The 17,850-nt window shown below is 59.8% G+C and carries 12 protein-coding genes; 6 read left to right on the forward strand and 6 right to left on the reverse strand.

Annotation, left to right across the window (positions count from 1 at the left end; genetic code table 11):
• Positions 1-143 precede the first annotated feature (143 nt).
• Both AC1Q6Y_RS02145 and AC1Q6Y_RS02150 read left to right on the forward strand, forming a co-directional pair.
• On the forward strand, positions 144-4,727 hold the full coding sequence (locus AC1Q6Y_RS02145) for a hypothetical protein (RefSeq protein WP_492623972.1): 4,584 nt from the start codon (positions 144-146) through the stop codon (positions 4,725-4,727).
• Between the two features lie 27 nt (positions 4,728-4,754).
• Positions 4,755-5,438 carry a hypothetical protein gene (locus AC1Q6Y_RS02150; RefSeq protein WP_492623973.1) on the forward strand — a complete coding sequence of 228 codons (684 nt, stop codon included), beginning with the start codon at positions 4,755-4,757 and terminating at the stop codon, positions 5,436-5,438.
• A 35-nt stretch (positions 5,439-5,473) separates the two neighbouring features.
• On the opposite strand, the gene pdxR is transcribed toward AC1Q6Y_RS02150, so the two are convergent.
• Positions 5,474-7,027 carry a MocR-like pyridoxine biosynthesis transcription factor PdxR gene (gene pdxR, locus AC1Q6Y_RS02155; RefSeq protein ID WP_492623974.1) on the reverse strand — a complete coding sequence of 518 codons (1,554 nt, stop codon included), beginning with the start codon at positions 7,025-7,027 and terminating at the stop codon, positions 5,474-5,476.
• 92 nt (positions 7,028-7,119) lie between these two features.
• Between pdxR and AC1Q6Y_RS02160 the strand changes: the two genes are divergently transcribed.
• The 3 genes from AC1Q6Y_RS02160 to AC1Q6Y_RS02170 are packed head-to-tail and all read left to right on the forward strand — an operon-like array spanning position 7,120 to position 8,888.
• Complete coding sequence (locus AC1Q6Y_RS02160) at positions 7,120-7,743, forward strand: FMN-binding negative transcriptional regulator (protein WP_492623975.1); 624 nt, start codon at positions 7,120-7,122, stop codon at positions 7,741-7,743.
• Between the two features lie 10 nt (positions 7,744-7,753).
• Entirely contained in the window at positions 7,754-8,200 is a 447-nt protein-coding gene (locus tag AC1Q6Y_RS02165; protein ID WP_057712704.1) for a GNAT family N-acetyltransferase, read from the forward strand.
• 16 nt (positions 8,201-8,216) lie between these two features.
• Complete coding sequence (locus AC1Q6Y_RS02170; protein ID WP_492623976.1) at positions 8,217-8,888, forward strand: GNAT family N-acetyltransferase; 672 nt, start codon at positions 8,217-8,219, stop codon at positions 8,886-8,888.
• A gap of 254 nt (positions 8,889-9,142) precedes the next feature.
• Here AC1Q6Y_RS02170 and oadA read toward each other — a convergent pair whose 3' ends face one another.
• Complete coding sequence (gene oadA / locus AC1Q6Y_RS02175) at positions 9,143-10,951, reverse strand: sodium-extruding oxaloacetate decarboxylase subunit alpha (protein ID WP_057712702.1); 1,809 nt, start codon at positions 10,949-10,951, stop codon at positions 9,143-9,145.
• A gap of 11 nt (positions 10,952-10,962) precedes the next feature.
• Positions 10,963-12,378 carry an acetyl-CoA carboxylase biotin carboxylase subunit gene (locus tag AC1Q6Y_RS02180; protein WP_007971702.1) on the reverse strand — a complete coding sequence of 472 codons (1,416 nt, stop codon included), beginning with the start codon at positions 12,376-12,378 and terminating at the stop codon, positions 10,963-10,965.
• A 190-nt stretch (positions 12,379-12,568) separates the two neighbouring features.
• On the opposite strand from AC1Q6Y_RS02180, the gene AC1Q6Y_RS02185 reads away from it, so the two are divergent.
• Positions 12,569-13,531: a LysR family transcriptional regulator gene (locus AC1Q6Y_RS02185; protein WP_218494602.1), complete on the forward strand. Its 963-nt coding sequence runs from the start codon at positions 12,569-12,571 to the stop codon at positions 13,529-13,531.
• On the opposite strand, the gene AC1Q6Y_RS02190 is transcribed toward AC1Q6Y_RS02185, so the two are convergent.
• The 3 genes from AC1Q6Y_RS02190 to AC1Q6Y_RS02200 all read right to left on the reverse strand — a co-directional run bounded on the left by AC1Q6Y_RS02190 (position 13,473) and on the right by AC1Q6Y_RS02200 (position 17,839).
• Complete coding sequence (locus AC1Q6Y_RS02190) at positions 13,473-13,682, reverse strand: PA3496 family putative envelope integrity protein (RefSeq protein ID WP_085723603.1); 210 nt, start codon at positions 13,680-13,682, stop codon at positions 13,473-13,475. The genes AC1Q6Y_RS02185 and AC1Q6Y_RS02190 overlap by 59 nt on opposite strands.
• A gap of 219 nt (positions 13,683-13,901) precedes the next feature.
• Complete coding sequence (gene hexR / locus AC1Q6Y_RS02195; protein ID WP_007954250.1) at positions 13,902-14,768, reverse strand: transcriptional regulator HexR; 867 nt, start codon at positions 14,766-14,768, stop codon at positions 13,902-13,904.
• A gap of 200 nt (positions 14,769-14,968) precedes the next feature.
• Positions 14,969-17,839 carry an EAL domain-containing protein gene (locus tag AC1Q6Y_RS02200; RefSeq protein ID WP_492623977.1) on the reverse strand — a complete coding sequence of 957 codons (2,871 nt, stop codon included), beginning with the start codon at positions 17,837-17,839 and terminating at the stop codon, positions 14,969-14,971.
• Positions 17,840-17,850 lie beyond the last annotated feature (11 nt).

Genomic DNA, 17,850 nt, shown 5'->3' on the forward strand with positions numbered 1-17,850 from the left:
GTCACTAGGACCTGCATTTACGCAGGTCTTTTTTTGCCCGCGATATTTATTTACCGCCAACGCCGCGGTACCCGTCGCTACTTTGCAATGGACCGCGCACCGAACCTTCCACGGTGCCTGCTACCCTCACAAAGGATGTGACCATGACAAGTACCTCCAGCCCTTCGTCTGAAACCAGCCTCCCCTCTGATCAAGATGCCCTTCTCACCCAATTGGTAACCGGCCCCTCGATCAGGGAAGTCGCCACACATGCGCTGCAACCAGCCCTGAAAGCGCTGTACCCGAATTTGCAAATCGATCCCCGCCTGGCCATGGTGGTGACGCCGGCCTGGATCTTGCACAATGGCAGTGTCGAGCCCGGGCCAAGGCACTTCGAGTCGCTGACAGACGCACTGGTGCGCCATGGCGTAGCGCGAACACCCGTGGTCTACCTCGACGGCGAGCACTACCTCACGCTGCAACCCCAGGAGCAGACACCGGCGCAACTGCCCGTCAGCATCGATGCCATCGGGCGTCTGCTCAACGAGTTGGCGCCGCTGCTGTTTGTCGCGTTTCAAGAGCAGCAGGTCGATTACTGGAACCAGTTCACCCGCGCATCGGCTCCACGCTGGCAGGCACTGTCCAAATCCTTGCGCGACCTGTGGAACATCGAAGCCAACCCGGACTGGGACAGCGACCAGCACGCCATGGCCCGCAAGCTTTTCGCCTACCCGGACAAAAACGCACGTCGTGCGCATGACCCTTATCAGTCACGCGCCTGCCTGATTGACCTGGACGGCCAAAGCGACGTGGCTTCGACGCACATTAACATCGTCGACACGGCGGTACTGATCGGGACGCTGGGTAGCCGTACCCTGGTTCTCACTCACACCATCACCCGTGGCTTCCAGGCGTTTGACTCCTTGCAGGAACTGGGCGCGTCGTTGCTGGCGGACACCGATGGGCAAGTACCGGGAAATGTCCTGCATTGGCGCCTGATCGAACCGCCGGGCAATTATTTCGACCGCCTGGCGTGCAACCTGATAGCCCTGCAGGCCGATGCAATCGGTGCGCTGGCCAACGAACCCGCGGCGGCAAACCCGGACCTGGCGCCCCACGTCAGCCGTACGACCAACGAGCTCGACCCGACGGACAAACAGTCATCCTCGCGATTCAATCAGGTCGAGCAATCGCTGCCAGACTGGATGGCCGATGCGTCATCCACCGATCTCACCGCTTACAGCCGTCATCTGATGGATCTGGTGACGGTGCGCAATCAGAACGCCGGGAAGTCCTTTCTGGACGGGCTCAAACCGATCCGCGAATTTGCGCTGGATCGACTGCGCGAAGCCATGCTCGCGCAACATGCCGATGCCGCACATCTGAACCTGGCGGACATCGAAATCGTGGTCGACAGCGTGGTGGTCTGGGGCAGCTTTGTGCCAACGGTGGACCCTGAGCGCACCACCCTGAGCCTGGTCGACCTGGCGCTGCAAAACCTGATTGCCCTGCCGCAAGGCAACAAATTCGTACGCAGTTCCAGCGCCGCCGCGCTGCCGCAGTGGATGACGGTGAGCTATCTGGAGGAGCTGATTACACGCGTCGACATCGGCCAGCACTACCCGGCGCTGATCAAAAGCAAGCTGCTCGCCGAACCCGTGGACAGCCTGCGGCGTCAGAACCTGTTCACCAGCCATTTGCGCGTCGAGTTACCGCTGCTGGCCTTACAGCTGAAGATTCGCAAGCAGCACGGCATCGACGAGACCGGTTACCGCTATGTCGCCGCCGTGGTGCAAGTGCTCGACGCCAATCGCTGGGTGGATGGCCAGGAGATCGTGATTCGCCCACTGGCATTCGCGCCCGGCTGGCGCATCGGTGGCGCCACCGATGAAGTGACCAACATGTTCGTGATCGGGCCCCGCCAGATGGACAAGGGGCCTTGCCTGCTTTACCGGCCAATGCTTGAACAACCGCTGAGCCAGTATCCAACGCCGGCCAACCTGGTCTACACCATCAAACACTCGCCGACGTTGCGCCAGTCCGTACTCGCCTGGCTGCCGGACGGTGCCCGCGCCAACTATGCCAACTATGTGTTCACCGGTGACCGACCTTCGGTCTGGAGCATTTCTCAACTGTTGGGCGACCCGCTGACCTCCCTGCAAATGAGCGGCCCGATTTCCCTCGGCTCGCGGGTTCTCAGCGGCAATTACCTGGCCGTCCTGTACAAGGCCAACGTCAATGCGCTGGTCGAACTGGCGCAACGGCAATCGCTTTCCAACGCGCAAAATCGCTGGGCGACTTTCAAGCGTACAGCCTGGACGCTGCTCAACGCGGCGCTGCCCTTTCTTGGTCGAACCGTCGGGACGGCCGCCTGGATCTGGCAAGTGCTGGATGACTTGCAGCAAACCCTCGATGCTGCCGACAGTGGCGACCATCAGCAGCAGAAATCCGCCATGACCGACCTGTTGCTGACCCTGGCCATGGTGCTTGCCCATCACGCCAGTACGCGTAATCCGCCTGCGCGCAGGGTCCAGGAAAAGCCCATTGCAAAAGCGATCGAGCAACAGGAAAAACCGGCCCGACAACCTGTGACCGTCGTGCAATTACCCGACATCGTCAGCGAGCCCCCTCCTGTGCAACATCGCCAGACAGTGGCAACCGATGCGGCCTTGGACCTGACAAAAACCCTGGATCAGTTCAAGGTCACTCCACCCGAACAGCTCACACCGCCCGATAGTGGCAACGGCGTCTATCGCCACCTCTACCGAAAAGAAAAGAGCTTTTATGCGCCGGTGGGCGAGCGCTGGTTCGAGGTGGCCGTCGAGGACACGGGCGAAGTGTCGATCATCGACTCTCGACAGCAGCCCGTGCGCAGCGGTCCGGCACTGATCAGCAACCAACGCGGTGACTGGTTCGTCGACACGCGCCTGCGCCTGCGCGGCGGCGGTCTGTCGAGCCGACGCAAGGCACTGAAGCAACAAAACCGTGCACGCATCGCCGAACTCAAGAAGCAACTGGCCGAGTTTGACAATGAACGCGAGCGGGCACGTACAGAGCTGACGGACGCCCACAACGCCATGAAAAAATCAGTCGGTGACGAAGCACTGTCGGCCGCGCAAACGCAGTTCCTCGAGAAGCTCGAGCGCCGTACCCAAGAATACGCCGCCCCTATCGAGCAGTTGAAGTCGCTGAACCTGCTCGAAACGGTGCCCAACTACCGAACCGCCATGGTCGAGATGCTCGGCACTCAATTGTTCTTCAACCAGACGTGGCTCGATCAGCACAATGCAACGTTTACGCAGACCTTGAGGGAAACCCTGGCGCTGCTCGATGCCGAGGAAACGACAGGCGGGACCGGTAATTCTGCAACCTACCGGAAAATGGTCGACCTGACCGAGGGTGTGATCGGCAAAATAGAGTTTGCCCAATCGCGGCTCCATGACTTGAGTCGACTCGGTAGAAATGCTGCTGAAGTGGCCAGTACCTACCGGGCAAAACTGCCCGCTTTCAGTGTTAACGATCTCAAGGCGCTCCAGGTTTCGCTGGCTCGCGACGTCTGCTTGAAAGAAGGAAACAGTGCCGCGCTGATCGACGCCCGGGGCGCATTCGAGCGCTTGCTCGATACCACCAACCTGGTCATACAGACCTCGCAAGAACTGATGCTGCAAAACAGTGCCTGGGCGGCAGGCGAACGTATCGAAGGCCTCAACGGCATGCTCGAACAGTTTGCCGCTATCGACCAGGCCTTTGAAGACTTCAGCCTCACCCACAAGGACGCGGTTCTGGAGCAACCGTTCAAACACGTACGTACACGGATCAGTGAATTCCAGCAGGACACCGAAGCCAATCTGGCGCAACTGCTGCGCGAACAACGGCCGGTAGAACCCCGACCCGGTCCGTCAAAGCCCGCATCGGCATCGCGTAAACGGGTGGTCAAGACACGCTTCAAGGGTACGGTTGTGGGCGAAGTGCGTCCCTCTGCATCGGGAGAGCCGGTCCTGCTGGATGTGAAATCGCCCTTGACCGGCAAAGTGATCGCCACCTTTCACGAAAAATCACCCGGCGTCTGGATTGAGCGCGTGCAACCCAGACGTCGCCGCCCTGCGGTACAAATACCGGACCTCGCCACACAAATCACTCAGGGTCAGGAGCTGCTCGATGGCGTGGAAAGCTTCATCCAGAAAACCGAAGCGAGCGCAAAAAAAGCCGGCCGCATCCCGGTGGAAATCGAAGAGTTGTTCCAGCATAAAGCCGAACAGATCGACAAAAGCGCGAAGACACTCGAGCAAACCCTGACCGCTTCGAATACGACCGTCGCTGCGACAACACTGGGCGCGGCCTTGAACACGGCACGTGTTCGACTGTACGCCGAGGGCTACCGGATTCGCGTCCAGATGATCAAGCAACAGCCGCCCACGGCCGCCCGCATCGAATGGCTATCAAGCAAAAATGAAATCGATGTCGTGCGCAGTGGTGAACGACGCCGACTCAAAGGCCCGCGCAAGGATTACCTGCAGGAGTACGAAATTCGCGAGCGAGGCACCGGGCAACCGTTGTGGTACGCCCATTTTCACTACGCCGCTTCTGATACGCCTGTCGAGGCGTTTACCGCCGCCCATTTGAAACTGCGTGATCAACGGATGATGGCCGGAGGGAGCGACCTTAATTCCGCTTCCAGCAGCCAGGTGATCGCCATCTATCGCAGCGCGATCAGCCCGCAACTGGCGCGCTCACTGTTCTTTTCGTAAGCCGCCACGTCAAAAAGGAAAATGACGATGACAGACCACCCAGAGAATACCCAAACCCCCGGCTTGCTAAAAAAGAGCCAAGTGAGTTACCAGACCAACAGGGGTCCCACTGTCGATAGCGTCGCCGCGCTGTTACCGCGCCAAGCGCTGAAGGTGCTGCAACCCGAGCGCGAGATCGGCCCCCGACCAAACCATGATCGGCACGCCTCAATGGCGGGTCCGCGACGGCACGCTCGTAGCCATGCCCACACAGTTCGAGTCGCTGACCCAGGCGCTGGTCCGAGCTCGGAGCTCAATGGTGCCGCCGTCCAGCTACGCGCTCAAGGCATCGGTATTCGCGCCAGCCTGCTCAAGGATCGACAGCCCCGACAGGCGTACTTGCAGTGGCTGCTGGACAACGACCAGCTCCGTATCGTCCGCAACGAACAGGGACGAATCAAGACCAAAAAACGCAGGGATTATTTCCAGGAGTACCAGGTGCTAGACACCACCAACAAGGATCAGCCTCTGCGGCTTGCGCACTTTCACTACGATTCGCTTGATGCGCCGATGGAGCAGTTCACGGCGGCGCACCTGAAAATCGCCGAAGCGCATCTGCAGCAGTTCACGACCGAACGCCGCCAGGTACTCACGACTCTGGCGCCAATCGACTACGTATTGCGGCGTATCAGCGACCCGAATCTGTTCCTCAAACTCCAAACTCAACCCTGATGAACGACTGCGGGCGGACTGCTGGTCCGCCCGCTTCATCGAGCGCGCCACGCCTCTCGCAATCGCTCCAGCGCCGCCTCGACCGACTTTTCGGGCACCGCCGCAAAGCCCAGTACCAACCCGGCGCGTTGATCGAAGGGCGTGGTGGATTCCGGCAGCCAATAGCTGCTCAAACCGTTGATCTCGACATCGACACTGCGCGCCAATTCGATCAGTTCCTGTTCGCGCGCCACGCTTTCGACTGACACGGTCATGTGCAGCCCGGCAGCGACTGTGGGCAACGGGCCAACGCCGGGGATATCCAGCGGCCAACCACTGAGCAGCGTATTGCGCCGACTCAGTGCCGCACGGCGCATGCGGCGGATATGCCGCTGGAAGTGTCCGGCCGCCATGAACTCGGCCATGACTGCCTGCGTGCTGACCTCGGAGTGGCGCACATCCACGGCACGACGCTGGGAAAACGCGTCCACCAGCCCCATTGGCAACACCAGATAACCCAGGCGCAACGCCGGAAACGCGACCTTGCCGAACGTGCCGACATACAACACTCGCCCGTGACGATCGAGTGCCGCCAAAGGCGCCAATGGCGCACCGCTGTAGCGGTACTCGCCATCGTAATCATCCTCGACAATCCAGCCTTGAGTGCGCTCGGCCCAAGCCAGCAACTCCAGACGGCGAGCGAGGCTCATCACCACGCCAGTCGGGTATTGATGTGACGGCGTGACATAGGTCAGGCGGCAATCACTGAGCCCCGCCAGCTCACCGCAGTCGATACCCTCGCTATCCACCGCTACCCCGTGCAAGCGCGCCCCGGCCACGGCGAAGGCATGACCCGCCGCGCGGTAGCCAGGATTTTCGATCGCCACCCCATCGCCCGGCTCCACCAGCAGCTGTGCACAAAGGCTGATTCCCTGTTGCGCGCCACTGGTGATCACAATTTGTTCAGACGTGCACTGCATGCCCCGCGAGCTGCGTAGATACGCCGCGATCATCCCCCGCAAGCGCGCATCACCTGCAGGGTCGCCGTAGCACAGCTGCTGGAAATCCGGTTTACGCCAGAAAGCCGCATTCAGCTTGGCCCAGACCTCGAACGGAAACAGATCGAACGCCGGAACACCAACCCGAAAAGCCTTGGGCGGACCACTGGGCGGCATGGGTAAATGGTTCTTTTCGACGCGAGTCAATGCACCACTGTGGATAACTTTGCTGGATGAATCCACAGGTAAATTGAGCCAATTTGTGGATAAGGTTGTGGGTAACCCTGTTGAAAACCCTGTGGATACTTTTGTGGATAGTTTTTTTGCCGGCACGGTTGCCTGGGGCAGTTGCGCGACATAAGTCCCATCGCCTACCCGCCCTTCGATAAACCCTTCGGCGTACAACTGATCGTAGGCGCGCACCACGCTGTTACGGGAAATCGCCAGCGCGGCTGCCAGATCACGACTGGCAGGCAGACGCGTACCGCTGGCCAGTCGCCCGTCCAACACACGCGTGCGCAATGCCTGGTAGAGCTGACGACTCAGCCCCTGGCGACGATCAAGTTCGATACCTGCCGGGTTGAAGGTCAGGGACAGTGGTTCGCTAGTCATCACAATGGACCTATGAAATTGGTCATTAATGGCTCTTACAACAGACCAATAGCCTGCCTAGGATGCAGACATTCGCCAAGGAAAATATCTCCATGTACACGCCACGTGCTTTTGCCATCGACGAGTTGTCCCAACTGCATGAACTGATCCTCGCCACCCGTCTCGCCATATTGGTGACCCACGGTGAAAGCGGCCTGCAAGCCAGCCATGTACCAGTGCTGCTGCATTGCGAGCAAGGCTCGAACGGCACGTTGTACGGGCATCTGGCCAAAGCCAATCCACAGTGGAAAGACCTGCGCGACGGCGCCGAAGCCCTGCTGATTTTTGCCGGTGCCGACGCCTACGTCAGCCCTGGCTTCTACCCGAGCAAGGCCGAACACGGCAAAGTCGTACCAACCTGGAATTACGTCGCCGCCCACGCCTATGGCCGCGCCGAAACATTCAGCGATGGCGGGCGGCTGCTCGACATCGTCAGCACCCTCACCGATCGTCATGAAGCTGGCCGCGCCCAACCGTGGTCAGTGGCCGATGCCCCCGCTGATTACATCGACGGCATGCTCAAGGCCATCGTCGGTTTCGCCATTCCCATCGACCGTCTGGAAGGCAAGCGCAAGCTCAGCCAGAACCGCAGCCCCGCCGACATCGCCGGCGTGCGCAAAGGCCTGGCCGCCAGCCCCGACGTCAACGACCAAACCCTCGCCCAATTGATGCGCTAAGGAAATCACCATGAGTCAGATCGACATTCGCCAAGTCACCGCCGGTGATCACGCGGCATGGTTGCCGCTGTGGCACGCCTACCTGCGCTTCTACAACACCGAACTTGCGGATACCGTCACTCAAAGCACCTGGCAGCGCATGCTCGACCCGAGCGAACCGACCCACGCCGCCCTCGCCTGGGCCGATGACAAAGCGGTGGGCATGGTGCACTTCATCTACCATCGTTCGAACTGGGCCATCGAAAACTCCTGCTACCTGCAAGACTTGTTGGTGGTCCCGCAAACCCGTGGTACCGGCGTCGGCCGCCAGTTGATCGAGTTCGTCTACACCACAGCCAAGGCCGACGGTTGCAACAAGGTCCACTGGCTGACCCACGAAACCAATGCGACCGCGATCCAGCTCTACGAGCGCATCGCCGAACGCCCCGGTTTCATCCAGTTTCGCAAAGCCATCTAGGTTCAAGGAGAACAGCATGTCGATTTCACTCGCCGACTGGAAAGGCGTTCCGCCCCCCACGACTCAACTGATCGAAGGGCGTTACATCCGCCTGGAAAGACTCGACCCGGCGCGCCACGGCGACGACCTGTTCAAGGCCCTGCAAGGCCCGGGCGCTGACCCGAAATTGTGGGACTACCTGCCTTACGGCCCCTTCCAGGAGCGCAGCGTCTTCAACGACTGGCTGAACAACCACGCGACCAGCAGCGATCCGTATTTCTTCAGCGTGATCGACCGTGTCAGCGGCGAGGTCCAGGGCATTCTCAGCCTGATGTCCATCGTCCCGGCCCAGGGCCGCATCGAAATCGGCCACGTCACCTTCGGCGCCCCGATGCAGCGCTCGCCGAAAAGCACAGAGGCGGTTTACCTTCTGGCCAAGGAATCCTTTGCCCTGGGTTACCGTCGCCTGGAATGGAAATGCAACAACGCCAACGCTCGCTCCAAATATGCTGCCGAGCGTTTGGGCTTCAGTTTTGAGGGTGTGTTTCGCCAGCACATGGTGGTCAAGGGACAGAACCGGGATACGACGTGGTATTCGATCCTGGATTCGGAGTGGCCGGCAATTGGTGCGGGGTTTGAAAAGTGGCTGAGCGATGAGAACCAGACCGTTTCGGGGCAGGTGAAGTCGTTGGTGGAGTGTCGCGGGTAATCGTCAGCGCCTGGAATTACGCCATCGCGAGCGAGCTCTTGATCAATTAACACCCGCTTCACTGATGGGACATAGCACCTGTGGGAGCGAGCTTGCTCGCGATGGCGGCATCACATTCAGCAATTGTTGAGACTGATGCTCCGCTATCGCGAGCAAGCTCGCTCCCACAGGGTTTCAGGCACGGATTTGCAGGCATAAAAAAAGGGGAGCACATGCCCCCCCGAGGTATAAAGCGTTGTATCGAGGCTGTTAACTCAGCCTTCGATCTCGATCAGGATCTCGCCCGGGTTTACCCGGTCGCCCTTGGCCACGTGAATGGCGGTGACTTTACCGGCGATGGCTGCCTGGACTTCTGTTTCCATCTTCATCGCTTCGGTGATCAACACGGCCTGGCCTGCCTTGACGGTGTCGCCCTCCTTGACCAGCACGTCGACGATGTTGCCCGGCATGGTGGTGCTGACGTGACCCGGTGCAGTGGCTTGCTTGCGCTTGCTGCTGCCGCCGCCGACAAATTCGTTGAGCGGCTCGAACACCACTTCTTCCGGCATGCCGTCGATGGACAGGTAGAAGTGACGCTTGCCTTCGGCCTTGACGCCAACACCGGTGATGTCGACGCGGTAGGTTTCACCGTGCACGTCGATGACGAACTCGGTCGGCACGCCTTCGCCACCGGCAGAGGCCACGCCACCCGCTTCAGGAATCGGCAGCAGAACCTCTGGCGTGAGGGTGCCGGCAGCGCGTTCCTCGAGGAACTTGCGACCGATGTCCGGGAACATGGCGTAGGTCAGCACGTCTTCTTCAGACTTGGCCAGTGCGCCGATGTCGGCACGCAGCTTGGCCATTTCCGGCTTGAGCAGGTCGGCCGGGCGAACGTCGATCACTTCTTCGCTGCCGATGGCCTGGCGACGCAGTTGTTCGTTCACAGTGCCCGGCGCCTTGCCGTAGCCGCCTTGCAGGTACAGCTTCACTTCGTTGGTGATGGTCTTGTAGCGCTCGCCGGCCAGCACGTTGAAGAACGCCTGGGTACCGACGATCTGCGAAGTCGGGGTCACCAGCGGCGGGAAGCCGAGGTCTTCACGAACGCGCGGGATTTCGGCCAGCACTTCGCTCATGCGGTTGAGCGCGCCCTGCTCTTTCAACTGGTTGGCCAGGTTGGAAATCATCCCGCCCGGTACCTGGTTGACTTGCACACGGGTGTCGACGGCGGTGAACTCGCTTTCGAACTGGTGGTACTTCTTGCGCACCGCGTAGAAGTACAGACCGATCTCTTGCAGCAGTTCCAGGTTCAGGCCGGTGTCGAACTCGCTGCCTTTAAGGGCGGCGACCATCGACTCGGTACCCGGGTGGCTGGTGCCCCAGGCGAAACTGGAGATCGCGGTGTCGATGTGATCGGCGCCGTTTTCGATGGCCTTCATTTGGCACATCGCGGCCAGGCCAGCAGTGTCGTGGGAGTGAATGAACACTGGCAACGATTGCTCGGCTTTCAGAGCCTTGACCAGTTCGCCGGTGGCGTACGGGGTCAGCAGGCCGGCCATGTCCTTGATCGCCACCGAGTCGCAACCCATGGCTTCCATTTGCTTGGCCTGGTTCACGAACGCCTCGATGGTGTGCACCGGGCTGGTGGTGTAGGCGATGGTGCCCTGGGCGTGTTTGCCGGCGGCTTTCACTGCTTCGATGGCCACGCGCAGGTTACGCACGTCGTTCATGGCGTCGAAGATGCGGAACACGTCGATACCGTTGACCGCTGCCTTGGCCACGAAGGCTTTGACCACGTCGTCGCTGTAGTGGCGGTAGCCCAGCAGGTTCTGGCCGCGCAACAACATTTGCAGGCGGGTGTTAGGCAGCGCGGCGCGCAGTTGGCGCAGACGCTCCCACGGATCTTCTTTCAGGAAACGTACGCAGGCGTCGAACGTCGCGCCGCCCCAGCACTCCAGCGACCAGTAGCCGACTTTGTCGAGCTTGTCGCAGATCGGCAGCATGTCTTCGGTGCGCATGCGGGTGGCGAGCAGCGATTGGTGGGCGTCGCGCAGGATAGTGTCGGTAACGTGGATTTGTTTGCTCATTGTTCTATTCCTCACAGGCCTGCGTGGGCGGCGATGGCGGCGGCGATGGCCAGGGCCAGCTCTTCGGGTTTGCGCTTGATCGAGTAGTTGGTCAGTTCAGGGTGGCTTTCAACGAAGCTGGTGTTGAACTGGCCGCTACGGAATTCCGGGTTACGCAGGATTTCCTGGTAGTACGCGGCGGTGGTCTTGACCCCTTGCAGACGCATGTCATCCAGGGCGCGCAAGCCACGGTCCATCGCCTCTTCCCAGGTCAGCGCCCACACCACCAGTTTCAGGCACATGGAGTCGTAGAACGGTGGAATGGTGTAGCCGGTATAGATCGCCGTGTCGGTTCGCACGCCGGGGCCGCCGGGAGCGTAGTAACGGGTGATCTTGCCGAAGCTCGGCAGGAAGTTGTTCTTCGGGTCTTCGGCGTTGATCCGGAATTGCAGGGCGAAGCCGCGGTGCTGGATGTCTTCCTGTTTCACCGAAAGCGGCAGGCCGGAGGCAATGCGAATCTGCTCGCGGACAATGTCGATGCCGGTGATTTCTTCGGTGATGGTGTGTTCCACCTGCACCCGGGTATTCATCTCCATGAAGTACACCTCGCCCTCGGCGAGCAGGAACTCCACGGTGCCGGCGTTCTCGTATCCCACGGCCTTGGCTGCGCGCACCGACAGATCGCCGATATAGGCGCGCTGTTCCGGGGTCAGCTGTGGGCTTGGGGCGATTTCGATCAGCTTCTGGTTGCGCCGCTGGATCGAGCAGTCACGTTCGAACAGGTGCACCACGTTGCCGAAGCTGTCGCCAAGAATTTGCGCTTCAATGTGCTTCGGATTGACGATACATTTTTCCAGGAACACTTCCGCCGAACCAAAAGCCTTGGTGGCTTCGGAAATGACCCGCGGGAAAGCCTGTTCGAGCTCTTCACGGCTGTTGCAGCGACGAATGCCGCGACCGCCACCACCGGAAGTGGCCTTGAGCATCACCGGGTAACCGATACGATCGCCTTCGGTCAGGGCTTCTTCGATGCCCGACACGTTGCCTTCAGTGCCCGGGGTCACCGGTACACCGGCCTTGATCATGCTGCGACGGGCTTCGGTCTTGTCGCCCATGCGGCGAATCACTTCAGCCGACGGGCCAATGAACTTGATCCCGCGCTCGGCGCAGATCTCCGCCAGCTCGGCGTTTTCCGAAAGGAAGCCATAGCCTGGGTGCAGTGCATCGCAACCGGTTTCCACAGCCAGGTTCACCAGCTTGCGCGGGTTCAGGTAACCGGCCAGTGGCTCGGCACCAATGCTGTGGGCCTCGTCCGCTCGCTTGACGTGCAAGGCATGACGGTCGGCATCGGAGTAGATCGCGACCGAGCGAATGCCCATTTCGGCACAGGCACGTACGATTCGTACGGCAATCTCACCACGGTTGGCGATCAGGATCTTTGTTATCACTTGGAAATTCCCTTGAGCCGGTGGTACCCACGACCTGCTAGACCAGGTCGACGCGTGACCAAATGTTTCAATTTGGTCGCAGGTCCACACTAGCGCTCACAAGGGATTAACAAAAATGAATAATTATTGGGTCACGCATAAGTAAAGACTTATAGTTGATTCACCTGTTAGCGACGAGAGTGATCACATTATGCGTAAGTCATTGATGCGTATGACTTTACGGCAATTGCAGATCTTCAACGAGGTCTGTGATTTGCGGTCGTACAGTCGCGCGGCCGAGGAAATGTCGCTCACACAACCTGCCGTCAGCCTGCAGATTCGTCAACTTGAGGAGCTGATTGGCCAGCCTTTGTTCGATTACGTCGGCAAAAAACTCTACATGACCGAAGCGGCTGAAGCGTTACAGCGGGCCAGCCGGGATATTTTCGGACGCCTGGAAAACCTCGACATGCAGCTGTCGGACATGCAGGGTTCGTTGCAGGGGCAATTGAAACTGGCGGTGGAATCCAGCGCCAAATATTTCGTGCCGCACTTGTTTGCCGCATTCAAACGCCAGCACCCGGAGGTGAACCTGCAACTGACGGTGGTCAATCGCGGTCAGGTCATTCGGCGCCTGTCGGACAACCGCGATGACCTGGTGATCATGTCCATGGTGCCTCAGGACATGGGCCTGGAATTCCTGCCGTTCCTGAACAACCCGATCGTCGCCGTGGCGCCACCGGATCACCCGCTGTGTCATATGGGGCCGCTGCGCTTGCAGGATCTCGAACCCTACACACTGCTGCTGCGTGAGCCAGGCTCCGGGACGCGGCTGGCGTGCGAAGAATACTTCAAAGAGAAACGCGTGCACTTCAACCAGACTCAGGAAGTCTCGTCTGCCGAAGCCCAGCGAGAATGTGTACTGGCAGGCCTGGGCGTTGCGCTGTTGACGCGCCACGCCCTGAACCTTGAGCTGGCAACCGGTGGGCTGATCGAATTGCCGGTCGAAGAACTGCCGCTATTCCGTAGCTGGTGCCTGGTGCAGGCCAAGGCAAAGCGCCTGTCACCGGTGGCTCATGCCTTCCTGGCGTTTATCCGTAGCGAACGGATTCAGATCAGCGCGCTGGTTGAGCGTTTCGACGGGAAGCTACGGGAGACGTCTGCCAGAAGTTAAGTTCCAGCTCTGGAAAATCGCCAATCTCGGCCAGAAGCTGACGGCGTTCGCAGCGATCTTCGATGGCGCGACGGAATTCCATGCGGCGCTGATCTTCTTGCTGACGACGGGTTTTGACAGCGCTGTTGCGTTCTTCGTAGGGCATGGCCATTTCGAGTCTCCCAAGGCGAGTACGGGAGTTTCAAGATAGGCGCGGGGGATGACGGTTTGGCGGCTTGGGGGTTACAAACTGATGAAAATTGCGGTGCATTCGAGGCCGCCATCGCGAGCGACCTCGCTCCCACAGGTTCTGCGGCGTGCATGATCAAATGTGGGAGCGAGCTTGCTCGCGATAAGGTCGGAACGACCTTCATGCAATCTCAGGCCTGGCTCAATCGTCCAGCGCTTTCACCGACTTGGGCGACAACCGCAAGCTGCGCAGGCTGCGCTTGACGCTCTTGAGGTGGTTGACCAGGCTCGGGCCACGCGCCATGGCCACGCCCATCGCCAGCACGTCGATCACCACCAGGTGGGCAATACGCGAAGTCAGCGGCGTATAGATTTCAGTGTCTTCATGCACATCGATCGCCAGATTGACCGTAGACAGTTCGGCCAACGGCGTCTGGCTCGGGCACAGGGTGATCAACGAGGCACCGCTTTCACGCACCAGGTTGGCAGTGATCAGCAGGTCCTTGGAACGCCCGGACTGGGAAATGCAGATCGCCACGTCGGTTGGCTTGAGCGTCACGGCCGACATCGCCTGCATGTGCGGGTCGGAATACGCCGCAGCGGTGAGCAGCAAGCGGAAGAACTTGTGCTGGGCGTCCGCCGCGACCGCACCCGAGGCACCAAAGCCATAGAACTCGACACGCTGGGCCTGGGACATCAGCGTCACCGCCCGCTGCAATTCCAGCGGATCGAGTTTCTCGCGAACCTCCATCAGCGTATGCAGGGTGGTGTCGAAGATTTTCAGGCTGTAGTCAGCGACCGAATCATCCTCATGGATCGCAAACTGGCCAAAGCTTGCACCTGCCGCCAGGCTCTGGGCCAGCTTCAGCTTCAGGTCCTGAAAGCCGGAACAACCGATGGCACGGCAAAAACGCACGATGGTCGGTTCGCTGATGCCCACGCTGTGGGCCAGGTCGGCCATGGAACTGTGCATCACGGCCGCAGGATCAAGCAGCACGTGGTCAGCGACCTTGAGCTCCGACTTGCGTAACAGGTGGCGAGACTGGGCGATGTGTTGCAGCAGATTCAAAGGGCTGGACTCTTTGTTATTGGCAGGTGCCGGGGATGTAGCACGCTTGTAGTTATACTACATGAATCGGCTTTTTGCCTGCTCAATGCGTTACCGAATCCCTCGATTTCAGGTGCCCGCGCTTCATGTAGCACTCATGGCGCCTGTCCAGGTGTGCCGGGTGCACGTTTTAAAGGACAAAAGCTACTTACGTATCCTCGTCAGCTTGCGGCTTGCGCGTGCAGCAAACCTGCCAACGTCTCAGCCTCAACCGGGCGGCTGATCAAATAGCCCTGTACCTCATCGCAGCGCTCGGCTTTCAGGAACTCAAGCTGTTCTCCGCGCTCCACTCCTTCCGCCACGACCTTAAGCTTCAGGCCGTGAGCCATGGCAATGATTGCCCGGATAATCGCCGCGTCTTCGCTGCCCTCACCCAAGCCACGGATAAATGCCTGATCAATCTTCACGTAATCCACCGGGATCCGCTTGAGATAGCTCAGGGATGAGTAACCAGTGCCAAAATCGTCAATGGCCAGTTTCACCCCGAGATCACGCAACTGCTGGAAGGTTGCGATGATGTGTTCGACGCTGTCCAGCAACTGGCTTTCGGTGAGTTCCAGCTCCAGCAGTTGCGGCGCCAGCCCGGTCTCTTCCAGCACCTGCCGCACCAGACTGACCAGCTTGCCTTGGCGCAATTGATGCACCGACAGATTGACCGACACCCGAATTGCTTCGAGTCCCTGCCGTTGCCACTCACAGGCTTGCCAGCAGGCCTGACGCAGCACGAACTCACCGATCGGGCCGATCAATCCGGTTTCTTCAGCCAGGCCAATGAAATCCCCCGGCGGCACTCGGCCCATGGTCGGATGATCCCAACGCACCAAGGCTTCGGCGGCATTCAACCTGCCAGTGGCCAGGCACAGTTTCGGTTGGTAAAACACCTTCAGTTGTTTGTCTTCGATGGCTTTGCGCAAGTGGTTTTCCAGCTGTAAACGCTCCAACGTGCTGGCTTGCAAGCTGTCGGTGTAAAACTGGAAATTATCGCCACCCAGGTGTTTGGCGTGCTGCATTGCCATGTTCGACTGACTGACCAGTGCCGATATTTCCCGCGCGCTGTCCGGCAACAAGCTGATGCCCATCGACGCGCTGAGCACCAGCTCATGCCCGTCAATGGTCACCGGCAAACGCAACTTGTTCGCCAGACGAGTCGCCACCCTCGCCAGGCTCGAAAGGTTGCCGTAGGAATTGAACAGTACGGCAAACTCATCACCGGAAAGGCGCGCGATGGTGTCTGCTTCAGGCAATGCATTCACCAGTCGCCGGGCCATTTTCTGCAATAACTGATCGGCGACTTCATGCCCCAGGCTGTCGTTGAGTTGCTTGAACCGATCGAGATTGATGTGCAGCAACGCCAGGCTGCGATAACCGCCCTGCCGCACTCGTTGATGAGCCTCGTTGAGTCGTTCGCGAAACATCGCGCGGTTGGCCAGACCGGTAAGTTCGTCGTAATGGGTCAGATAGCGCATACGCTGTTCGGACTCTCGACGAGCCGAGAGATCAGCGAAGAAGCCCACAATATGGCTCACATTTCCCCGGGCATCGCGCACGGCATTCAGTTGCAGCCATTGCGGATACATCTCGCCGTTCTTGCGGGTTTCCACCAATTCGCCCTGCCAGCTGCCTTGCTGCTCCAGTGCCTGATGTATCGCGGCGTAATGCCTACGCGCATCGCGACTGCATGGCAACTCAACGACATTGCGTCCGATCATGTCGTCGATGTCATAACCGGTCACCCGACTGAAGGCTTGATTGATCGCGATCAGGACGTAGTTAGGATCGAAAATCACGATCCCTTCGCTGGCCGCCTCGAACACGGTCGCCGCCAATTGCCGCTGCTCTTCCAGACTTTTGCTGGCGCTGATATCGCGGCGAGTGCCGACCATGCGAATCACCCGGCCGTTGTCGGCACGCTCGACTGCCCGCCCGCGGTCCTCGATCCAGACCCAGTGGCCGTCGCCATGCCGCACGCGATACTCGATTTGATAGTCCTCGGTGCGGCCCTTCAAATGCTCGACCAGCGCCCTTTTCAGCGCAGGAAGATCCTCGGGGTGAAGGCGCGGCTTGAGGTGACGCAATATCGCCGTGACCTGTTCCGGCTCCAGGCCGAACAATTCCTGAATTTGTGTGTGATGGACTTCGTCGGTTTGCAGATTCCAGTCCCACAACCCCAACTCGCTGGCCTTCAATGCCAGCGCCAGGCGCGCCTCACTCTTGCTCAGTGCCTGGTTGGCGGCGTCCAGTTCCAGGCTGCGCTGAGCGACCCGGTTTTCCAGATCGACCTGGATCTCTCGCAATTCGTCCTCGGCACGTCGGCGCTGTTCTATCTCCTTGGCCAGCTTCTGATTGAGCTGATCACTGCAGCTTTGCGCCTGCTGCAAATGCTCGATCAGTGCCTGGTTCTGAAAGCGTCGCATCAAGCCCCGATCGATCAATCGATTGACTTGCCAGGCAACCACGCTCAACGCACCGAGCAGGATCAGCCCGAACCAGCCCCAACCTTGCTGCTGTTCGTCAGCCCCCCAAAACATATAGGCGATGGCCGGCAACAGGCAGGGCAAGGTGAATGACAGGAAGGCCGGCAAGCTGACCGCATAAGCCACGCTGGCCGAGAGCGCTGCGGCACCGATGAGGCCGAAGACCCAGGCTTGCTGAATGAAGTTATCGGCCGGAACCAGGGCGATGCCGGCACCGGCCAGGGTCAGACCGGTGAGGCCGGAGCCCAGCAAAAACATCCGCCGCCAGATAGGATGGGCCTGACGGTTGGGAATGGCCGAATCAAAGGCTGCGACCTGAATCACCCGCAATGCCACCAATGACAACAACCACACCAGCCAGACACTGACCAGGAAATAGCGCTGCGGGCTCCAGAGCAAACCGGCACAGACCAGGCCATTGATCAGCATGAACAACGTGGGCAGCAGCGAGCCTTGATACAACAGGCGCGTGCGTTCGACCGCCATTTCCATGGCGTACTGTTTACGGATCACCCGGGGCTCCACAGTGGGGCCCGACAGGTCGAAGCTGAGGGTCATAGGCGATGTTC

It is taken from the genome of Pseudomonas sp. GW823-FHT06E10, assembly GCF_058794995.1.